The sequence below is a fragment of the Thermostichus sp. MS-CIW-25 genome, assembly GCF_054060015.1.
The window spans coordinates 1-18,795 of the sequence record NZ_JBSSCS010000048.1 but is presented as its reverse complement, the minus strand read 5'-3'; the positions used below and the strand labels follow the sequence as shown (position 1 = coordinate 18,795).

At 57.1% G+C, this 18,795-nt stretch carries 19 protein-coding genes and 1 pseudogene; 5 read left to right on the top strand and 15 right to left on the bottom strand.

Features of this window, described 5'->3' with window-relative positions; genetic code table 11:
* Positions 1-290: 290 nt before the first annotated feature.
* Positions 291-2,012: an ABC transporter permease gene (locus ACVWZ1_RS12850; RefSeq protein WP_457503602.1), complete on the top strand. Its 1,722-nt coding sequence runs from the start codon at positions 291-293 to the stop codon at positions 2,010-2,012.
* Between the two features lie 5 nt (positions 2,013-2,017).
* On the opposite strand, the gene ACVWZ1_RS12845 is transcribed toward ACVWZ1_RS12850, so the two are convergent.
* The 8 genes from ACVWZ1_RS12845 to ACVWZ1_RS12810 form a co-directional block, all read right to left on the bottom strand.
* Entirely contained in the window at positions 2,018-2,962 is a 945-nt protein-coding gene (locus ACVWZ1_RS12845; protein WP_414330493.1) for a F0F1 ATP synthase subunit gamma, read from the bottom strand.
* Positions 2,963-3,023: 61 nt separating this feature from the next.
* Positions 3,024-4,544, bottom strand: coding sequence for a F0F1 ATP synthase subunit alpha (gene atpA, locus ACVWZ1_RS12840; RefSeq protein ID WP_457503600.1), 1,521 nt, complete (start codon positions 4,542-4,544; stop codon positions 3,024-3,026).
* A gap of 43 nt (positions 4,545-4,587) precedes the next feature.
* Complete coding sequence (atpH, locus tag ACVWZ1_RS12835) at positions 4,588-5,136, bottom strand: ATP synthase F1 subunit delta (protein ID WP_011434219.1); 549 nt, start codon at positions 5,134-5,136, stop codon at positions 4,588-4,590.
* A gap of 20 nt (positions 5,137-5,156) precedes the next feature.
* Entirely contained in the window at positions 5,157-5,720 is a 564-nt protein-coding gene (locus ACVWZ1_RS12830) for a F0F1 ATP synthase subunit B (protein WP_457503599.1), read from the bottom strand.
* A 35-nt stretch (positions 5,721-5,755) separates the two neighbouring features.
* A complete protein-coding gene (locus tag ACVWZ1_RS12825) occupies positions 5,756-6,229 on the bottom strand; it encodes a F0F1 ATP synthase subunit B' (RefSeq protein ID WP_414349846.1) in 474 nt (157 codons plus the stop codon).
* Between the two features lie 102 nt (positions 6,230-6,331).
* On the bottom strand, positions 6,332-6,577 hold the full coding sequence (gene atpE, locus ACVWZ1_RS12820) for an ATP synthase F0 subunit C (protein ID WP_235280127.1): 246 nt from the start codon (positions 6,575-6,577) through the stop codon (positions 6,332-6,334).
* A gap of 221 nt (positions 6,578-6,798) precedes the next feature.
* Positions 6,799-7,545: a F0F1 ATP synthase subunit A gene (gene atpB / locus ACVWZ1_RS12815; RefSeq protein WP_414349847.1), complete on the bottom strand. Its 747-nt coding sequence runs from the start codon at positions 7,543-7,545 to the stop codon at positions 6,799-6,801.
* On the bottom strand, positions 7,542-8,045 hold the full coding sequence (locus tag ACVWZ1_RS12810) for a hypothetical protein (protein WP_457503598.1): 504 nt from the start codon (positions 8,043-8,045) through the stop codon (positions 7,542-7,544). Before ACVWZ1_RS12810 ends, atpB begins: the two co-directional genes overlap by 4 nt.
* Before the next feature lie 711 nt (positions 8,046-8,756).
* Between ACVWZ1_RS12810 and ACVWZ1_RS12805 the strand changes: the two genes are divergently transcribed.
* Positions 8,757-9,344, top strand: a complete 588-nt coding sequence (locus tag ACVWZ1_RS12805) for a DUF3177 family protein (RefSeq protein WP_011434226.1) — start codon at positions 8,757-8,759, stop codon at positions 9,342-9,344.
* Complete coding sequence (locus ACVWZ1_RS12800) at positions 9,341-9,655, top strand: DUF7734 family protein (protein ID WP_414522999.1); 315 nt, start codon at positions 9,341-9,343, stop codon at positions 9,653-9,655. The genes ACVWZ1_RS12805 and ACVWZ1_RS12800 overlap by 4 nt, the downstream gene beginning before the upstream one ends.
* A gap of 14 nt (positions 9,656-9,669) precedes the next feature.
* On the opposite strand, the gene gpmI is transcribed toward ACVWZ1_RS12800, so the two are convergent.
* The 4 genes from gpmI to mnmE form a co-directional block, all read right to left on the bottom strand.
* Positions 9,670-11,262 carry a 2,3-bisphosphoglycerate-independent phosphoglycerate mutase gene (gene gpmI, locus ACVWZ1_RS12795; protein WP_457503597.1) on the bottom strand — a complete coding sequence of 531 codons (1,593 nt, stop codon included), beginning with the start codon at positions 11,260-11,262 and terminating at the stop codon, positions 9,670-9,672.
* Between the two features lie 215 nt (positions 11,263-11,477).
* Entirely contained in the window at positions 11,478-11,996 is a 519-nt protein-coding gene (locus ACVWZ1_RS12790) for a tetratricopeptide repeat protein (RefSeq protein WP_457503596.1), read from the bottom strand.
* A 39-nt stretch (positions 11,997-12,035) separates the two neighbouring features.
* Positions 12,036-12,536: a DNA starvation/stationary phase protection protein Dps gene (dps, locus tag ACVWZ1_RS12785; RefSeq protein ID WP_414344460.1), complete on the bottom strand. Its 501-nt coding sequence runs from the start codon at positions 12,534-12,536 to the stop codon at positions 12,036-12,038.
* 99 nt (positions 12,537-12,635) lie between these two features.
* A complete protein-coding gene (gene mnmE / locus ACVWZ1_RS12780) occupies positions 12,636-14,015 on the bottom strand; it encodes a tRNA uridine-5-carboxymethylaminomethyl(34) synthesis GTPase MnmE (RefSeq protein ID WP_457503594.1) in 1,380 nt (459 codons plus the stop codon).
* A gap of 137 nt (positions 14,016-14,152) precedes the next feature.
* Between mnmE and ACVWZ1_RS12775 the strand changes: the two are divergent.
* Positions 14,153-15,062, top strand: a pseudogene (locus tag ACVWZ1_RS12775) (RNA-guided endonuclease InsQ/TnpB family protein); the annotation flags it as partial.
* Positions 15,063-15,155: 93 nt separating this feature from the next.
* On the opposite strand, the gene psbV2 reads toward ACVWZ1_RS12775, so the two are convergent.
* A complete protein-coding gene (gene psbV2 / locus ACVWZ1_RS12770) occupies positions 15,156-15,539 on the bottom strand; it encodes a photosystem II cytochrome PsbV2 (RefSeq protein WP_414409425.1) in 384 nt (127 codons plus the stop codon).
* Between the two features lie 26 nt (positions 15,540-15,565).
* A complete protein-coding gene (gene psbV, locus ACVWZ1_RS12765; protein WP_011434097.1) occupies positions 15,566-16,108 on the bottom strand; it encodes a photosystem II cytochrome c-550 in 543 nt (180 codons plus the stop codon).
* A 321-nt stretch (positions 16,109-16,429) separates the two neighbouring features.
* On the opposite strand from psbV, the gene ACVWZ1_RS12760 reads away from it, so the two are divergent.
* Complete coding sequence (locus tag ACVWZ1_RS12760; RefSeq protein ID WP_457503593.1) at positions 16,430-17,317, top strand: hypothetical protein; 888 nt, start codon at positions 16,430-16,432, stop codon at positions 17,315-17,317.
* Position 17,318: 1 nt separating this feature from the next.
* On the opposite strand, the gene ACVWZ1_RS12755 is transcribed toward ACVWZ1_RS12760, so the two are convergent.
* Positions 17,319-18,674 (bottom strand): PDDEXK family nuclease, encoded by a 1,356-nt coding sequence (locus tag ACVWZ1_RS12755; protein ID WP_414329220.1) that lies wholly within the window; start codon positions 18,672-18,674, stop codon positions 17,319-17,321.
* Positions 18,675-18,795: the final 121 nt, after the last annotated feature.

Genomic DNA, 18,795 nt, shown 5'->3' with positions numbered 1-18,795 from the left:
TGTTTTGGTTACCCAGTTCAACGCCTGGAGGAAAGCATCCAAGGTCGCATCCAATTTTGCGGCTTGCGACTCAGACACCTTGAGCTTGCAGGAAATGGTCAGGACTTGGGTCATAGTTAGGTTATATTATGACTCATTATGACTCCGAATTCCTCCCGGTCCTTGCACTGTAGGCAAAGGGGAGGGCTCCTGTGCCTTCTAGCTGACAATTGGGAAATGGTAAAGAAAAAGTCTTTGCGAGATCCTGCAGGTTTCATTCGCGTCAGCGGTGGGGAGCACTTTTGTAGTTGATGGAAAAGTTGACTTGGCTGAATCTGGGTAAACGCCTTGACCATCCTCTCAAGGGGGGTTGGCCGCGCTGGCTCAGCAGTTGGACGCTGCTGACCTTGGCATTGACGGGCTTACTTTTGATTCCCACTCTGACGGTGCTGCTCAGCCTTTTTGCCGACGAGCGGCAGGTTTGGGAGCACCTGGCCGATACGGTCTTGGGGCTTTATGTGCGCAATAGCCTGGTGATGATGGCAGGGGTGGCGGCGGGGGTCATCCTGGTGGGCAGTGGCACCGCCTGGCTGGTGACCATGTGTCAGTTTTGGGGGCGGGCCTGGCTGGAATGGATGCTGGTGTTGCCCTTGGCGGCTCCCACCTATGTGTTGGCCTATGCTTACACCGATTTTTTGCAGGTGACCGGCGGTTTCCAGATCTGGCTGCGGCGGATTACGGGTTGGGGGATCGGCGACTACTGGTTCCCCAACATTCGCTCGTTGTGGGGGGCAATCCTGCTGCTGATCCTCACCCTCTATCCCTATGTTTATCTCTCGGCCCGGTTGGCCTTTCAGGAACAGTCGGTAGCCTGTTTGGAGGTGAGTCGCTCCCTGGGTTATGGGCCTTGGGCCAGCTTTCGTAAAGTGGCGTTGCCGTTAGCTCGACCGGGCATTGTGGCCGGCTGTCTGCTGGCCTTGATGGAGACCCTCAACGATTTCGGTACGGTCAGCTATTTCGGGGTAGATACCTTTACAACCGGCATCTACCGCACTTGGACGGCTCTGGGCAATCCGGTGGCGGCGGCTCAGCTTTCCGCTCTGCTGTTGCTGCTGGTGCTGCTGCTGATGGCGGTGGAGCAATTCTCCCGCCGACGGGCGCGCTACTATCGCCAAGGGTTCAAACCCACCTCAACCCGTTACCGCCTACAAGGGATCCGGGCGGTGGGGGCCTGGCTGGCCTGTGGGATCCCAATTGGGCTGGGCTTCGTCGTTCCGGCCTTGATTCTGCTCCACATGACCCTGCGGCAGGGGGAGTTGGGTCGCCGCTTTTGGAGCTACGCCCAGAACAGCTTTTGGCTATCCACCATCACGGCTATCATTGCTGTTTCCGTGTCGGTGGTGGTGCTTTACGGGCTGCGCATGCAGGGGCTAGGACGGGCGGGATCCCCGTGGGGCCTGCGGCTGGCGGTGCAGTTGTCTTCTCTGGGCTACGCGCTGCCGGGAGTGGTGATCGCGGTGGGGGTTCTGATTCCCCTAGGGTGGTTGGATCAACTGCTGAGCTACCTGCGGCAGGTGGTGCTGCAACAGCCACCCGGCCTGGTGATCGGCGGTACCCTCACGGCTTTGGTGTTCGGCTATCTGGTGCGGTTTTTGGCCGTTTCTTTGGCCACCGTTGAGGCCACGCTGCTGCGCATTCCCCCCAGTTTGGATGAGGCAGCCCGCAGCCTGGGGCAGGGATCCCTGGGTACCCTCTGGCGGGTGCATTTGCCCTTGATGAGCGGTGGCATCTTGGGGGCCATGCTGCTGGTATTTGTGGATGTGATGAAGGAGCTGCCGGCCACGATGGTGCTGCGGCCCTTCAACTTCGACACCTTGGCGGTGCAGACCTACCGTTTGGCAGCCGATGAGCGTCTGGCGGAAGCAGGGGCACCGGCCTTGGCCATTGTCTTGGTGGGGATCTTGCCGGTGATTCTGCTCAACTCCCAGATGGCGCGACAACGCAACCTCGGCTCCTCAGGGGATCCCCTCTGAGAAGTCTACAGGGCTTCTGCTCCGGCCACCACCTCCAGGATCTCCTGAGTAATGGCCGCCTGGCGAGCTTTGTTGTAGGCAAGACCCAGCGTGCGGATAAGCTCGCTGGCATTGTCGCTGGCGTTGTTCATGGCCGTCATGCGAGCCGCCAATTCGCTGGCCGCCGCCTCCTGCAAAGCCCGTAGCAACTGGTTGTTCAGGTACAGCGGCAGCAGTGCATCCAAAATCTGCACGGGATCCTGCTCAAAGATCATGTCCTGAGGTGGGGCCGAGACCGCTGCGATGACTTTGCTGCGCTCGACAGTAAACTCTCCGCCCCGCACCAAAAGACGAAAAATTTCATCGTCTTGAGTGGCCAACCGCGACGGATCGAGGGGCAACAGGGATTGCACCACCGGACGGGAGCTGATCAAAGAGACAAAGCGGGTATAGAGCAGCTCTACCTTGTCCACCTTCTCCGACAAGAAGGCCGAGAGGAGCTGATCTCCAATCTGGGCAGCCTCAGCCGCCGTGGGGATCTGCGACAAATTCACGTAGGTCTTGGCGATGGGAGCGGAGCGCCGCTGGAAATACTGCACCGCCTTGCGGCCCACCAGGTAAAGCTGCACCTGCTGCCCTGTCTCCTGCAGCTCGCGAACCCGCTCCTCGGTGCGCTTAATCACGTTGGCGTTGTAGGCTCCGCACAGGCCCCGATCCCCGGCCACCACCAACAGCCCCACCGTCTGGATGGGCCGCTGCTTCAGCAGAGGCAAGTTGACATCTTCCAGCCGCAGCCGAGTTTGCAGCCGATAGAAAACCTGGGCCAGTCGGTCGGCAAAGGGACGGGTGGCCATCACTTGCTCTTGGGCGCGGCGCACTCGGGCTGCTGCCACCAGCCGCATGGCCTCGGTGATTTTGCGGGTGTTTTTCACCGCTTTGATGCGATCGCGGATGCGCTTGAGGTTTGCCATAACCTACTCCCTCTATTTTGGTGGTCGACAGGGATCCGGGCCAGGAGAGATCCGCGTCAGGCTAGGCTGCCTTGGCCACGAAGCTCTGCTTAAACTCTGTGATGGCCGTTTTCAGGATTTCTTCTGCCTCGTCGGTGAGCTGCTTGGTGGAGAGGACGATCTCGCCGTACTTGGGATGGGTGGTGCCCAGGTAAGCCAAAAGGCCCTGCTTGAAGCTGGAGACCTTCTCCACCGGAATGTCATCCAAATAGCCTCGTGTTCCCGCATAGATAATGGCCACCTGCTGATCCAGAGACAGGGGAGAGTACTGTGGCTGCTTCAGCAACTCCTGCAGCCGTTGGCCGCGGGCCAGTTGCTTTTGGGTAGCCTCATCCAGGTCAGAGGCAAATTGGGCAAAGGCCTCCAGATCGCGGTATTGCGCCAGTTCCACCTTGATGGAGCCAGCCACCTTTTTCATCGCCTTGGTCTGAGCTGCCGAGCCGACGCGGCTGACGGAAATCCCGACGTTGATGGCCGGGCGGATGCCGGCATTAAACAGATCCGATTCCAAGAAGATCTGCCCATCGGTGATGGAGATAACATTGGTGGGAATGTAGGCCGATACGTCGTTGGCCTGGGTTTCCACAATCGGCAGCGCCGTCATGGATCCCTCTCCCAGTTGGCTGCTCAGCTTGGCGGCTCGCTCCAATAGCCGCGAGTGCAGGTAGAACACATCCCCAGGATAGGCTTCTCGACCGGGTGGACGGCGCAGCAGCAGCGACATTTGCCGATAAGCCACCGCCTGCTTGGAGAGGTCGTCATAGACCACCAGGGTGTGTTTGCCCTGGTACATGAAGTATTCGGCAATGGTGGCGCCACAGTAGGGGGCCAGCCACTGCAACGGAGCTGGACTATCGGCGCCGGCAGCCACCACAATGCTGTAGTCCATGGCCCCTCGCTCGGTCAGGATGCCCACCACCTGGGCGATGGTGCTCTGCTTCTGACCAATGGCCACGTAAATGCAGATCACATCCTGCCCTTTTTGGTTCAGGATTGTGTCCACCGCAACGGTGGTCTTGCCGGTTTGGCGGTCGCCGATGATCAGTTCCCGCTGCCCCCGCCCGATGGGAATCAGGGCATCGATGGCGGTAATGCCGGTTTGCAGGGGCTCGTACACAGAGCGGCGATCGACAATGCCAGGCGCTGGCGATTCGATCAGGCGAGACTCCGTACACTGGATCGGGCCTTTGCCGTCAATGGGGTTGCATAAGGGATCCACCACGCGGCCCAAGAGGGCTTCCCCCACCGGGATGCTGGCAATCTTGCCCGTGGATTTGACGGTGGATCCCTCTTGGATATTCCGCCCGGAGCCGATCAGCACGGCACCGATGTTGTCTTCTTCCAGGTTGAGGGCAATACCGGTGGTGCCATCCTCAAATTCCAGCAGCTCGCTGGCCATCACCTTATCCAAACCGTAGATGCGGGCAATGCCATCCCCCACCTGCAGAACTGTCCCCACATTGGAGACCTGCATCTCCTGGTTGTACTGCTCAATCTGCTGTTTGATGATGGTGCTAATCTCGTCTGGGCGAATGGTAGGCATAGCAGTCCTCTCAAGTAATGGGAAGGGATCCTCAAAAACCAACTTAGGCCAACTGCAAGGCAAGCCGGCGCAACTGTCCACGCAAGCTGAGGTCGATCACCTGGGATCCAATCTTGATGACCACCCCTCCCAGCAGCTCCGGATCCTGAGTGGCTTGCAACTCCACACCGCTGGCCTGGGTGAAGTCCATCACCCGCTCGCGAATTGACTGCTGCTGAGCTTCCGTCAAGGGTATCGCCGTCGTCACCTCGGCCAGGACGATGTTCTGGAGCTTCCGCTGCAGATCCAAAAAGCGCCGGCAAACAGTCCCGAGAAACATGATACGGCGGCGGTCGGTCAACAACTTCAGCGCATTCAGCAGCAGAGGGTGGATCTGATCGGCAAATACTTGCTGCAGCAGGTTCTTTTTGGCCTCGGCCTTGATCACCGGGTTGGCGAGAAACTGGCCCAGCTCCGGCGTAGCCCGCAAAACCTCGGCAATAAAGCGCATATCGGCGGCAAAAGTGTCCAGCAATCCCTGGCCTGACCCAAGAGCAATGAGAGCCTCGGCATAGGGATCCACCACCTTCTCAGCCATTGTGCTGCTGATCATACCTTTCTCCTCCTTGAGAGTTAGCGGGCAATCATTTGGATCCCTCTCTCGATCAGGCTGCGGTGGGTCTCTTCGTTGAGGTGCTGCGGCAGCTCCTGCTCCACCTTGCTCAAGGCTTGGCGAACGATCTGCCGACGCAACTCCTGAAAAACCCGCTCCTGCTCGCTAGACAACTCTTTCTCGGCATTGGCCCGCAGCCGCTCAACTTCCCGCTCCGCCTGCTCCAACAACTCTTGCCGACGGGCTTCGGCGTTGGCTTCCGCCTGCTTGCGGATACGTTCAGCCTCCTGCTGAGCCTGGGCCAGCTTTTGCTGCTGATCCGCCAGCTTCTCGATGGCTTCCTGTTTGCGCTGCTCCGCCTGCCGCAGTTCTTCTAGGATCCCCTCCCGCCGCTTGGCCAGGGCTTCTCCCACCACTTTGCGACCCAAGATAAACAGCAAGGTGAGAATGATCGCGATGTTGATCAGGTTGCTCTCGAGAATCTTGGCCAAGAGATCCCCCTCTCCTGCCTTGGCTTCTGGGAGTAGCTCCGTGGTCTCGGCCACAGCCAACATCCAACCGGCCACCCAACTCCACACAGGCATCGCAAGCTCCTCCAAAAGTACTTCCAACCAGCGATCTAACGAGCACTGCCCAACAGTTTCTGGGTAATCTGGGCGGCAATGGCATCCACCTGCTGCTGCAGCTGTTCGAGGGCTGCCTGCTTCTCTTGCTCGACCTGTAGCCGCGCCGCCTCCAGCTTCTGCTGGATCTCTGCCTGCACAGCAGCCAGTTTCTCGGAACGAATGCGAGCAGCTGCAGCCTCTGCCTCAGCGATCACCTGCTGGGCTTGCAAGCGGGCCTGGCTGATCTCAGACTCATACTGTCGGGTCAACGACACCGCCTTGTCCAAGCGCTCTTGGGCTTCCGCTTGAGTGGTGCGGATGTAGTCGCTGCGGCTGTCGATAGCCCGCGTAACCGGCTCATAGAAGAGGGAGTTGAGCACTGCCACCAACAGCAAAAACTGAATGGCAATCAGGGGCAGGGTGGCATCCAGATCGAAAAGACCACCTTTTTCAGCCGCTTCAACAGCCAATAGAGTTTGGAAGAGCATGGGTGTTATGACCCCAACAGAAACTTAGGTCTACCGTCAGGCCGGGTTGGGGGGCGGATATGGCTCACCTCGGCCATCGCTGCGGCCCGCCCCCGTAGGACACTAGGCGAAGGGGTTGGCAAACAAGAGCACCAAAGCCACCACCAAGCCGTAGATGGTCAGAGCTTCCATGAAGGCCAGGCTAACCAGCAGGTTGCCGCGGATCTTGTCTTCCGCCTCCGGTTGGCGGGCCACCCCTTCCATCGCAGCAGCAGCGGCGTTCCCCTGTCCGATCCCAGGACCCAGGGATCCCAGACCAATGGCCAGAGCAGCAGCCAGAACAGAAGCAGCAGAGGTTAACGGATCCATAGTGAGATGCTCCTTGGTGATTGACACAACAACAACGTCTCTTGAGCTTCAGAGGTGATCGGGTCTGATACACTACAGCCTCAAATCACTCCCTTGTCGGCGGCTTTCAGAACCAATCTGTCAGCCCCAACAAACCTTACCAAAAGAAGGGATCCCTTGCGCTGACCCATTTGAGATGATCCTCCCGAAAAGGTTCAAGATGGATCGACCGACCAGCGGGATCAATCGTGGTGATCCCCTCCTCCATGACCTTCCAGCGCCTCTCCAATGTAAGCTGCCGAGAGGGTTGAGAAGATCAAAGCCTGAATCGCCCCCGTAAACAGGAACAGAACCATCACCGGCACGGGGATAAACAAGGGCACCAGCAACACCAACACCGCAATCACCAGCTCTTCGGCCAGGATGTTGCCGAACAGACGGAAACTCAGGGAGAGGGGCTTGGTGAAATCTTCCAAAACGTTGATGGGCAGCAGAATCGGGGTAGGCTCGATGTACTTTTTGAAGTAAGACAGCCCCCGCTTGCTGATGCCGGCCACGAAATACATGATGCTGGTGAGCAGCGCCAACCCGGCAGTGGTGTTGATGTCGTTGGTGGGGGAGGCCAACTCCCCTTCCGGCAGGGGAATTAACTTCCAGGGGAAGAGGTTGCCCATCCAGTTGGAGACGAAGATGAACAGGAACAAGGTGCCGACATAGGGTACCCAGGGCCGGAAGTTTTTCTCGCCAATCTGGGCACGGGCAATGCTCTGCACAAATTCCAGGGCATACTCGACAAAGTTTTGCAGACCAGCCGGCTCCCGCTGCAGTTGACGGGTGCCCAAGATAACCACCGTCAAGATCAGGGCAATGGCGATCCAGCTGGCGATCAAAACCTGCCCGTGAACCGTGAATTTGCCCAGGTGCCAGTAAAGGTGATGGCCGACCTCGAGTTCTGCCAAAAGAGGAGGAGAGGAGAAGGACAGGTTCATGAGCATCGCACAGAAGAAGATGAACGGGTCAAGGTCTGGACAAGATGAATGAGCAGGGTGACCTTGTAGGTCATGAACCCCAAAAAAATGGGCAAAATCTGCAAAGACTTCACCTGAGTGGCTAAAACGATCAGCCCGACAAACAGAGCCAAACGCGTCACCCCCAAACGGTTGCGGCTTTTGCCCAGCTCCGCTACGCCGCGGCCCAGCATGCGCAGATAAACCACGCCAACAACCGCCCCCAGCAAGTAGTTGGCAGCTACCCCCAGAGAGTAAACCAGGGCCACTCCCACGGCAATGGCCAGACTTACCCCCAAGGTAACCAGCACCAGCCACAGCTGCAGCGCTTCATAGCTCCCGCTGCCAGCAACTGCTGCCCCCCTAGCTCCACCCTTCACCTTCCTCGCCAAATCGGGCTTCCCCAGGGCAAGGGGTGGCTCTGACGCAACTGGATCCCCTGTCTCTTCCTCCCGCTTCGGAGAAGGAGGTGCATTCTCCAAGGGAGGCAGTGGTCTGGGCTTCCACTGGGTCGCCTTCCAACGGGTAGAACTGTGAGAGAGGAGTCTGGAAGAACGGGCCATGGTTTTGAGGTCATGCCTCTCAAGGTTTGACCTTAACCCAAGATAACACGATTAAGTAACAATACTTAATGAGATTAAGTTGGGCCAAGGTCTGAAGGAGACTCCGCTGGTCGCTCAGACAGGCAGCTGGCCTTCCGAACGACAGGGATACTGATACATTTACGCTGAACACTGCTGAACATCACTGTTCAACTATGCAGCGATAGCATTCTGTTTGTTTCCAAACAGAATGGCGGTATCCCGCAAAGCTTTGAGTAGAATACCCAAAGCGCAGTTTCCGTGTCGTCTTACTACCAATTTTCTGCTTTGCTTTGGCTACCATGTTGGCAGACTCGAAAGTAAACAGAAAGATCAACTGGTAGTAATCTGTACTGAACATATTATACATTATTTTCAGTATAGTTGAGCTTATTATTGAATTGACTAGAGTCATGCTCCTCTGAGGAGCTAGCTAAGAATCTACCACTTTCGGGGATCGGTAGCGGCAAAATGGAAAACTTTCTGAAAGCTGTCTGGTGTAAAGTTTTGCTGGGGATGGTCAGCAGGCGTTAACATTCCGTAACTCTCTGTGTCCCGTCCTGGATCCCCCAGGTTTCATATACTAAGGGGCAGGAGTGGCAGAGGGTGAGGATGACTCCCCAGAGTTGGCTGGTGGATGCAATCTGGCTGGACTACCGCTTGGCAGTGGCGCTGACGGTGGTGATGCCATTGCTGCTGCTGATTTGGGCTTTTGCGGTGGGGTTGCGGCCCTTGATTCAGCTATTGATCGTTTATTGGCGGGTATCGAGCCTCTTGGCGGTGACGGTGTACCTGATGATTGGGGGCCTGCCCGTCAGCTTTCTCAGTGGAGCAATGGCGCGTCTGTTGATCTTGGTTTGTCTTTGGTTTTGGCGGGACTGGAGTGCTGCTCTCGAGCAGTCGAGAACCTGGGCGGCGCGAGCCTTTTTGCTCTGGCGGTGGGGCCTGACTGGTTATATGGGGGCCGGGATCCTCTTTTCGGGGGCCTTTGTGCCCTGTGCTTTCCGCACTTCTCTGCCAGAGGAGTGCCGGGCTTGGTTTGGGCCACCGCTGGGGTTTCGGGAGATCTTCCATCCCAATGTATCGCCGGAGCTGCTGGGGAGCGTGGGGGCCTGGGGGCTGGTGGCCTACCTGCTCTACAGCCTCTACTTTGTCTGGCGGCTGCGACCCGGAACTGATAAGGGGGAACTGGAAGCATGAGGGCCCTGCCTTGGCCCTTGGCCTTGGAGCGCTATAGCCAAGACCACCCGCAAGAGGTGCTGCGGGTGGAGGTGGAAAGCGAGGGAGAGTCTGATCTGGTGCTGATCTACCGCGGCTACAGCAGCTCCTTGCGCCGACCCACTCCCCCCGATCCCGAAGCGGCGGTGATCCCTCCCCAGGCCCGCTTTTTGCAGTTGGAGCGCTTGGCTGCCCCCTATCACCCCGATCGCTCACGGGTTCTGGCTGTCTATCGCAACTGGGGAGAGCTAACAGCATGGCTGGCCCAAGAAGGGATCCCGGTGGCGGAGTAAGGGATCCCTGGCACCTACCGCCCCACAGGACTAGGTTGCCGCTGGAGGATGGTGTATTCTGCCGGCTGCAAAAGCGAGCGTCCTGTCATTTCGGGGGGCTGAGGCAGGCCCAAGATCTCCAGCAGGGTGGGGGCCACATCAGCCAAAGTGCCGTTGGAGCGGAACTTGACATCGCCGCCACAGCCGGGGATTTTGCGCCTTTCCCCCTCCACCAGAATGCAGGGAACGGGGTTGGTGGTGTGGGCCGTCCAGGGGTTGCCGTTCTCATCCCACATTAGCTCTGCATTGCCGTGATCCGCCAGGATCAAAGTAGTGCCTCCCGCATCTACCACTGCCGCCAGCAGCCGGCCCAAACAGCGATCCACCGTTTCCAGGGCGCGGATGGTGGCTTCGTAGTTGCCGGTGTGGCCCACCATGTCGGGATTGGCATAGTTGAGCACCACCAGGCTGTATTCGCGGCGGGCGATGGCCTCTATCGCTTTGTCGGTCACTTCCACTGCCGACATCTCTGGCACCTGGTCGTAGGTGGTCACCAGCGGGCTTTGCACCAGGATGCGATCCTCACCGGGGAAGGGCTGCTCAATGCCGCCGTTGAAGAAGTAGGTGACATGGGCGTATTTTTCCGTCTCAGCAATGCGCAATTGCTTGAGGCCGGCCTCGCTCACCACTTGGCCCAGCAGGTGATCCAGGTTCTGCGGCTTGAAAAGCACCTGCACCGGCAGCTCCGCCTCGTACTGAGTCATGGTGATGAAGGTGAGATCCGGCAGCAAGGGACGCTGAAAGCCTGAGAAATCTGGGCAGACAAAGGCTTGGGTAAGTTGGCGGGCGCGATCTGGGCGGAAGTTGAAGAAAAGCACTGCATCGCCGGGTTGCACAGCCCCTGGAGCCAGGCGGGTGGGCGGGATGAACTCATCTGTGAGATCCTGGGCATAGAAAGCTTCCATCACCTCGGCGGCGCTTTGTCCACAGCCAGGGCCGTCTTGGGTCATGATCTCGTAGGCTTTTTGGGTGCGCTCCCAACGGCGATCCCGATCCATGGCGTAGTAGCGTCCGCTCAGGGTGGCGATGACGCCATTGCCCAGCCATTGCAGCTCTTTTTCCAGGGCGGCCAGAACCCTGGCACCATCGCGGGGCAAGGTGTCGCGGCCATCGGTGATGGCGTGGACATAGGCCGGAATCTCAGCCTGGGCCGCCAGCTTGAGCAACCCATAGAGATGGTCGATGTGGGAGTGAACCCCCCCCTCGGAGCAAAGGCCAACGAAGTGAAAACGGCCCCCTCGCTCTCTGAGCTGGCGACAAACTTGCATCAACAAGGGATCCTGGAAGAGGGATCCTGTCTCTATCGCGTCGCTGATGCGCACCAATTCCTGCGGCACCACCCGCCCTGCCCCCAAGGTCAGGTGCCCGACTTCAGAGTTGCCCATCTGTCCTGCCGGCAGGCCCACGGCCCGACCCGAAGCTTGCAGCAGGGTGTGGGGATAGGCAGCCCAAAGGCTATCCAGGACAGGGGTTTCCGCAGCCAGCACCGCGTTGCCATCGAGAGCATCCCGATAACCCCAGCCATCCAGGATCACCAAAACCACAGGTGCTACCGATTGCGAATCCATGAAATGGCCTCTCGTTTTATTTAAGACATAATACCAGCCCAGGCAACACGATACCGGATCTTACATTTGCACTCAAGATTTCAGTATTATCAATCTTCTTTTGAGAGGATAAGGAAGTGCCTGCACAGGCAGGATGGAGTCTTTAGAGCCAACTCCTATGGACAACTGTGCTGCGGTCAAGAGTATTTCTGCGGATGAAATTGCAGATGGGATCCTCAGGAGCTGGGCTGCAACCGTTTGCGCAGAGACTCCGAGCGCCGCTTAGCAATGGCATTTCGGGGATCCAACTTCAGGGCAGTTTCGTAAGCTTCCAGGCTTGGGCCATAGAGATTTTTCTTCTCATAGGCATGGGCCAGATTGTTCCAAGCAGTTACATAACCGGGATCCGCAGCCACGGCATCCTTGTAGTAACGGATGGCCAAGTCGTACTGCCCCTGGCTGAAGTAGGCAAAACCGAGGGCGTTGCAGACGGGGGGAATGTTCTCCCCAGCCACTTCTAGGGCTTTTTTGAGCTGGGCAACCGCCTGGTCGTAGAGGCCTTTTTGCAAATAGACGCTGCCCAACTCGTAGTGCTCCTGCGGGGATCCCTTGCCTTTGCTCAGGCGGGGCTGCAGCTCACGGATGACCTTTTCCTGGGCCCGTACCCGCAGCACCTCCCGCAGGACAAAGAAGCCCGCCACGCCGAGGATACTGGCCAGAGCCACCAAATACAGGAGGGGAACGTTAACGCCCATTTTGCTTGATCCACTTGCCTGTGACTGGCCTCGCTGGCGTCACGCCTGCAGGTGAGCCTCGATAAACCAAAGATCTTTGTCAATCTGGCGCGAGATCTCGGTGAACAGGTCTGCTGTGTCGGCATCCCCCAGTTCGGTGGTGCGGTCAATGTTGCGGCGGACGGAAGCTGCATATTGAGCGTAACGGGCTGCCAAAGCCTGCAGGTGATCCCGACCCTCTTCAGCGGCCAGATCGTACTCCGGCAAGGTGGAGGTTTGGGCAACGATGCGAGCCGTGCCGCGGGCGATGCCCCCCAGCGCCGTAACCCGTTCCGCCAGCATGTCCACGTAGTTTTCCAGGGTGCTGGCAAAAGTGTCGAACATCTCGTGCAAGGCGATGAAGTGCATGCCTTTAACGTTCCAGTGGGCCTGTTTCACCTGCGTCTTCAGATCCAACGTGTCTGCCAAGGACTGGTTGAGCAGCTCCACCAGTTGCGCGCGAGCCTCTGCTGGCAAATCGATCTGGGTGGGGTAGAGACGGGTTTTCTCGGCGGTAACCATGGCCAACCTCCTAACTGTGTTTCCATTATCGGGGATCCGCTTCGGCTTCCCAACTGAGCCCATAGTAACACAAACTCAAAATGAGTATGAGTTAGGGGGCTACTTACCGATGCAGAAGCGGCTGAAAATCTGATCCAGCACTGATTCCGAGATCTCCTCGCCAGTGATCTGGCCAAGGGCATGCAGGGCGCCCCGTAGGTCGATGCTCCAAAAGTCCAGGGGGAGCTGAGCTTGGATGGCCTGCCCCACCTGTTCCAGGCTGGCTTGGGCTTGTTGGAGGGCAGCGGCCTGCCGCTGGTTCAGGCTTATCTCCAGATTGGGCTGGGGACGTCCCTGGGTGACGAGCTGCTCCAGGGCTCTTTCCAGCTCCGGGATCCCTTTCCCTTGGGCGGCAACGGCGGGGACGCGGTGGGCAATCTCGGGGGGGAGAGGGATCCCCTCTGGCGGGGCGAGGTCGGTTTTGTTGATCACCAGGATGAGGGGGCGATGGCGGATCGACTCGTAGATGGCGGCGTCGGCAGCCGTCCAGCCCGCTTGGGCGTCGATGACCAGCACCAGCACATCGGCAGCCTGGGCTAGGCGTTGGGAGCGCTCCACCCCCAGCCGTTCCACCGGATCTTCGGTGGCGCGGATGCCGGCAGTGTCCAGCAGTTGAACGGGGATCCCTTTTACCACCAGGTGGGATTCCACCACGTCGCGGGTGGTGCCGGGCAGATCGGTGACGATGGCGCGATCCTGTCCTGACCAGGCATTGAGCAAGCTGGACTTGCCCACATTGGGCCTCCCGACGATGGCCACCTTCACCCCGGTGCGCAGCAGTTGTCCCCGTTCTGCCGTGGCCAGCAGAGCTTGGATCTGGGTTTGTATAGCTTGGAGCCGGGCCTGCCAAGCGGCAACGTCCAAGGGGGGCAGATCCTCTTCAAAGTCGAGGCGAGCCTCAATTTCTGCCAATAAACCCAGCAGCTCCTGGCGCAGGGCGCGAATGGATCCCCCTAGCTTGCCCTGTAAGCCCGCCAAGGCCATCCGGGCTGCCTGAGGGGAGCGGGCCGCCACCAGATCGGCCACACTCTCGGCCTGGGTGAGGTCAATGCGGCCATTCAGAAAAGCGCGCAGGCTAAACTCCCCCGGCTGGGCCAACCGCGCCCCCTGCCGCAGGCATTGTTGCAACGTGGCCTGAACCACCATGATGCCACCGTGGCAATGCAGCTCTGCCACATCTTCGCGGGTGTAGGAGCGGGGGGCTTGCATCCAAACGGCCAGCGCTTCGTCTAGAATTTGGCCTTTCTCATCGTGGATCCAGCCGTAGAGGAGCCGATGGCTCTCCCAGACTGCGTTGCGGCGGGCAGGGGTGAAGATGGCTTGGACAATGGAAAGGGATCGTGACCCGGAAAGGCGCACAATCCCCACACTGCCCTGTTCAGGCACTACCGCAGTGGCAATAGCAGCGATCGTATCGGCCAGTGGGGCAGTCGGATCCATCTTGAATGAAGCCCTGAGGGAGTTCGAGCAGCCGTTGGATTACAGATCGGCATCCACCGATTACCAAAAAACTGGGTTTAAAGCCCTGCCCTTCTAGGACGACTTTTATCTCGTTAGACCTGCGCTAAAGTGTGCCCATGCGCGTTCCAGAAGCCAAGCTCCTCAACGGCACAGCCCAGCAGTACCAAGCCTTGGACGAGGCCATCCGCACTGCCCAGTTTATCCGCAACAAATGCCTGCGCCACTGGATGGATAACCAGGGGGTTGGCAGAGCTGCCCTCTATGCCCTCTGCAAGAACTTGGCCAGAGAGTTCCCCTTCGCCCAGAAGCTTAACTCCTCTGCCCGACAAGCCAGCGCGGAGCGAGCTTGGTCTGCCATCTCCACCTTCTACCGCCGCTGCCAGAACCAGGAAGCCCAAAAAGGCTGTCCCCAGTTCCAGAAACACTGTCGCTCTGTGGAGTACAAAGTCTCCGGCTGGAAGCTGGCAGCAGATAGGATGTCCCTCACCTTCACAGATGGCTTCCAAGCAGGCACCTTTGCTCTGTATTGCAACGGCGAGGTGCGGCAGGACATCCTCACCCTGAAAATCAACCGGTGCGGGTGGTGCGGAGAGCCGATGGCTACTACGCCCAGTTCTGCCTGGACGTGGAGCGTCAGGAGCAGGTGGAGTCCACCGGCCAGGTGGCGGGGCTGGATGTGGGCTTGATGCACTAACAAGGTAGAGTGCCCCAAATTCTTGCGTCGTGCCAAGAGGAGGTTGAAGCGACACCAGCGGAGGTTAAGTCGGAAGTATAGGAAGGGGATCAAACCCCAATCTAAGAACTACCCAAAGCAGAGGAAGCGACTGGGCAAGGTGCATCTCAAAGTCCAGCGCCAGCGCAGAGACTGTGTCATCAAGGTGAGCCGGTGCGTGGTACTCGCCTACGGCGACGCGGAGCGCTTTGTCTCACGACATTATGGCGTATGAGGACTTGCCGGTGCGCAACTTGGTGAGGAACCACCACTTGGCCAAGGCCATTCGCGATGCCAGTTGGAGTTTATTCACCGGATAGCTGGACTATACGGAAAGGTCTTCAACGAATAAAGGCAGCCAGATTTCTTAGGGCTTCGTTGTCCATCCAGGAAGGGGGCACAGGACGTCATTCATAGATAGAATCCGAGCCATCGTAGCTACGGGGATCCCGCTGGTACTCCATCAAGGCTTGAAGGGTATCTCGGGGTGGAGTGGCACCGCGCAAGTCCTTCAAAGAGAGGGAAATGTTGGGAGCCGGCAAAGTGGCACCGCCCACATGACAATTCAAACAGGCGGACTGAAAACGATTTTTGCCGTCCGTGAGCTGCTCTGGGGTAAAGGTGAGGGTATGCCCTGCGGCATCTAGAGGCAATTCCACAGGGCCACTCACCCGCAAATACTGGTTCACGTAAGGATCAATGCGGGCAGCCACCGGACTGGCCAGCCCCAGCCACAACAAAGCTAGGATCCCGACCCAGGCCCAGAGGCGAGACGGGATCCGCCATCTCATAGGCAACTTCTGATCCAGATGCGGCATTAGAGATAGGCTGATAGGTCGCTGTGGCTTTCGTTCTTGGTACCACCCCAGCCGGGAACGGTCTTGGCCTGCACCAGAATGTAGCCCGCAATCAGCTTCAGATCCTCGTCGGTGAGGTTGCGCAGACGTGGATACTCACTGGTGAGCTGGGTGTTGGGGTGATACTCCAACAGAGACTCCACCCCGTCATAGGTGACTGGATTCTTGATGTAATCCACAATCGCCAGCACATTATCCCGTGGGGGAGTTGCCCCCTCCAGATCCGAAAGCTTCAAGCTCACATCCGGGTTGGGATAGGTCTGGCCGCCCACATGGCACTGGGCGCATGCGGTGTTGAATAGCTTCTTCCCTTTGGCCAACTGGGCTTCGGTAAAGGTAATAGACTCAGTTGGCGACAGAGCCACTGCAGGAATATCCCTAGCTGCAAACACTGGAGCCAGACCCCAGCCAAACCCAGCCATCAACGCAGCCAACAGCAGGACAAGCAACCGACGACGCGCTGGCGCAAACACCTTCTGAAAAGAAAAAGCTTTGCTAAACATGGTTCTCCGTAGATCAGCCTAGAAAGAGGAGAGGTGGGCTCCACTCCAGCCACAAACCCGACAACAGGATCAAGAATAGACCATTAAGAGATCATTTGCAGATGGGATCCGGGATAGTTTCCCAATGGTTCCATTTGCCTTTGGTGTTAAGTTTGATTACGGAGCTATGGCCTGTTGGGAGTCTGTTGGCCGAGAGCTGACTTGGCCACAGCCCAGTCGAGAGAACTGAGCAGGTAATGAGCAGGTAATATAGAGCTTGGCTTGCTTGCCTGGCAACCTCAGAGCAGGAGAATACGGCAGACTCCGTTCCAGGTTTTCCCCATGTCCTCTATCCGATTCCAGCCGTTGCGGGTGGCTTTCACCTGTGCGGATCCCAGTCAAGTGCAAATGCCCGTTGCCGATTTGCTGGCGGCCTTGCCGGCCTCACCGCTTCTGACCTGCACAGACCCGGAAGCAGCGGACTTGCGGGTAGAGCTGTTGCCCGATGCCACTTATCACTTTTACCGGCGGGGGGAAGAGGTGGCTCTGGCGGCCTTCCGGATCCCGGTGAAGAAGCTACTGGCCCTGCCTCGCAAGCTGGTGCGGCTGTTGGAGCACGTGGCTGCTTTTGGTAATCTTTTGAACCTGCAACCTGCCAGCGATGCGCTGAGCAGCATCTTGGAAGTGGAATTTCTCCAACTGGAAACCCCGGCCAGCAGCTCTGCCCCTGCCGAAGTGAGCCCCCTGCCGCGGGATCCCCAAGGGAAAGTGCAAATCCAGGCAGGCCGCAACCTCGCCATCGCCTTGCGCAATAAGGCCCTCACCCCAGTGCATGTCTATGTAACAGTCTTTGACGAACGGCAGTGCAGCGTCGGCTTGGTCTATCCCTACCAGCCGGACTTTCCTACTCGCCTGCGCCCCAGCGAAAGCGTATTAGTTGGCTCTGGCCCTCGCTATCTGCTCCAGATGCAACTGCCCGAAGACACAGAAACGGCGGTGGATCGCTTCAAAATCTGGGTCACCAGTACCGGCATGCAGCCGGGCATTATGGCAATGCCCCCTCTAGGACAAAGGCTGGAGCCCCCCTCTGACGATCCCTATGGCTCCGGATCCCGTCTGGATAGAGAAGTCAGGCTGGCCATTCTGGGCAAGGCGGGCAGCACGCCCATGCCAGCTTTTGCGGAGGATCCCTGGTGGTGTATGGAACAAGCTGTCAAAATTGTGGCTTAAGCTAATGCTCTCGGGTGCCTTTCAGACTTCTCGAAGGTGACTTTATTAAGATCCTCTCAAATGTAGCCTCAACCTCATCAACACTGATGACTGACAGATGATAGCGAGAGGATAGATCGGTTTTTGCATCTTGACTAACGTCGGTCAAAACTATGATGGCTTGGTTTCTCTGAAGACCAAGGTCAGAAGCAATCTTGGAGTACTTTTTTACTTTATCTCGGTACTTATACTTACCTGTCTTCGACTCTACCCAGTAAAGTTGATCATTAACGTAGAAGAGAAGATCCATCTCAAAATCATCTCTGTTTGACAAAGTAACTTCAACATTTGCTACGTAAGGAAAATCAATCTTTCCAGTTTGCCTTTTAGCAAGGCAAATCAACCTATTCCTAACGTATCTCTCCAGCCAGTTTCCTGAGAGAAAATTCAGTGCTTGTTTAGATCTGCTGGCTCTTGCTTCTAGCAGACACTTGGGCGCTTCGGAGTATCTATACTCTTCCAAAAATGCGATCTTGTGTAGCTCTGTGGCAAGCTGGCGAGTTGTGTCAATTACTTGTTGAGGTTCGTCTCTAAGGTCTATTGAGAAAGAGTTTCCGCTGTTCATACTTGACTTAATCATTCTATAGAATCTTTTGATCAAAGAGTACTGACTACCCATAAGGTCAGCTATTTGATCTAGCTCCTTCTCTTTTTCCTCCATATCTATGCTTCTCTTTTTGATTTTGATCTTTATGTTTTTCGAGTTTAAGAACGACTCTATCTTTGATATATCAACAGTAGCTGTCCCATCCTTGTCTCTTAGTACTTCGTCTGGTGTCTCAGGATCTGGTGCTTTACCAATGACCTGAGTAACCTGCTCATTCTGGGAGTCCTGATTTGCAGTTGGGCATATCTCGGATCCATGAGAACTTTGAATAGTAACCCGTAGTTGCCGATAAATATCTTTGGCCTCTTCCACTAGATTTTCCAGAATGGCTAGCTGATTGTTCAGTTGCTGGCCATGTTCGGCCAACTTTACAGATATAGCTTGTAGAAGGTCTCTGCTCCAGTCCTGTAGCAAGCTTTGCTGGCTGTCAGCAAGGCGAAATTTAAACTCTTCAAGGGTAGCTTGGACGGCCTGTAACTTTTCCTGTAACTTTTGAGAAATCTTGTCTACCAATCCTTCGCTCAACTTGATGAGTGCTTTGTCCGGGTTGTTGAGTTCTTGGCTGCGTTGGCTTAGCTGCGAAGATATATCTCTGATAATCTCTCGTTTCCAGATTTCCAGTTTAGGACTGGCCCCATACTGGCGAGCAACGTAAATGCCTACCGAGAAACCAACAGCTGCCCCAATCAATAAAACCAAAACTAAGTCCATCAGATACTCCTGTCCTCTGCTGCTGTTACAGCCTTTTAATTTAAAATAGGGTACAGGTATTCAAGAGGAAGGAGAGAAAGGAATGCCGACTCATTCTTTGGATTTGCGGCAAAGAGTTGTA

Coding starts and splice junctions, on each gene's coding strand:
- atpA (WP_457503600.1), bottom strand. CDS start 4,544: ATGCCTACCATTCGCCCAGACGAGATTAGCACCATCATCAAACAGCAG.
- ACVWZ1_RS12825 (WP_414349846.1), bottom strand. CDS start 6,229: ATGCTCTTCCAAACTCTATTGGCTGTTGAAGCGGCTGAAAAAGGTGGT.
- ACVWZ1_RS12790 (WP_457503596.1), bottom strand. CDS start 11,996: ATGGGCGTTAACGTTCCCCTCCTGTATTTGGTGGCTCTGGCCAGTATC.
- psbV2 (WP_414409425.1), bottom strand. CDS start 15,539: ATGAGATGGCGGATCCCGTCTCGCCTCTGGGCCTGGGTCGGGATCCTA.
- ACVWZ1_RS12800 (WP_414522999.1), top strand. CDS start 9,341: ATGAGGGCCCTGCCTTGGCCCTTGGCCTTGGAGCGCTATAGCCAAGAC.
- ACVWZ1_RS12850 (WP_457503602.1), top strand. CDS start 291: ATGGAAAAGTTGACTTGGCTGAATCTGGGTAAACGCCTTGACCATCCT.
- mnmE (WP_457503594.1), bottom strand. CDS start 14,015: ATGGATCCGACTGCCCCACTGGCCGATACGATCGCTGCTATTGCCACT.
- ACVWZ1_RS12845 (WP_414330493.1), bottom strand. CDS start 2,962: ATGGCAAACCTCAAGCGCATCCGCGATCGCATCAAAGCGGTGAAAAAC.
- atpB (WP_414349847.1), bottom strand. CDS start 7,545: ATGAACCTGTCCTTCTCCTCTCCTCCTCTTTTGGCAGAACTCGAGGTC.
- ACVWZ1_RS12830 (WP_457503599.1), bottom strand. CDS start 5,720: ATGCCTGTGTGGAGTTGGGTGGCCGGTTGGATGTTGGCTGTGGCCGAG.
- ACVWZ1_RS12760 (WP_457503593.1), top strand. CDS start 16,430: ATGTCCTCTATCCGATTCCAGCCGTTGCGGGTGGCTTTCACCTGTGCG.
- atpH (WP_011434219.1), bottom strand. CDS start 5,136: ATGATCAGCAGCACAATGGCTGAGAAGGTGGTGGATCCCTATGCCGAG.
- psbV (WP_011434097.1), bottom strand. CDS start 16,108: ATGTTTAGCAAAGCTTTTTCTTTTCAGAAGGTGTTTGCGCCAGCGCGT.
- dps (WP_414344460.1), bottom strand. CDS start 12,536: ATGGTTACCGCCGAGAAAACCCGTCTCTACCCCACCCAGATCGATTTG.
- ACVWZ1_RS12805 (WP_011434226.1), top strand. CDS start 8,757: ATGACTCCCCAGAGTTGGCTGGTGGATGCAATCTGGCTGGACTACCGC.
- gpmI (WP_457503597.1), bottom strand. CDS start 11,262: ATGGATTCGCAATCGGTAGCACCTGTGGTTTTGGTGATCCTGGATGGC.
- atpE (WP_235280127.1), bottom strand. CDS start 6,577: ATGGATCCGTTAACCTCTGCTGCTTCTGTTCTGGCTGCTGCTCTGGCC.
- ACVWZ1_RS12755 (WP_414329220.1), bottom strand. CDS start 18,674: ATGGACTTAGTTTTGGTTTTATTGATTGGGGCAGCTGTTGGTTTCTCG.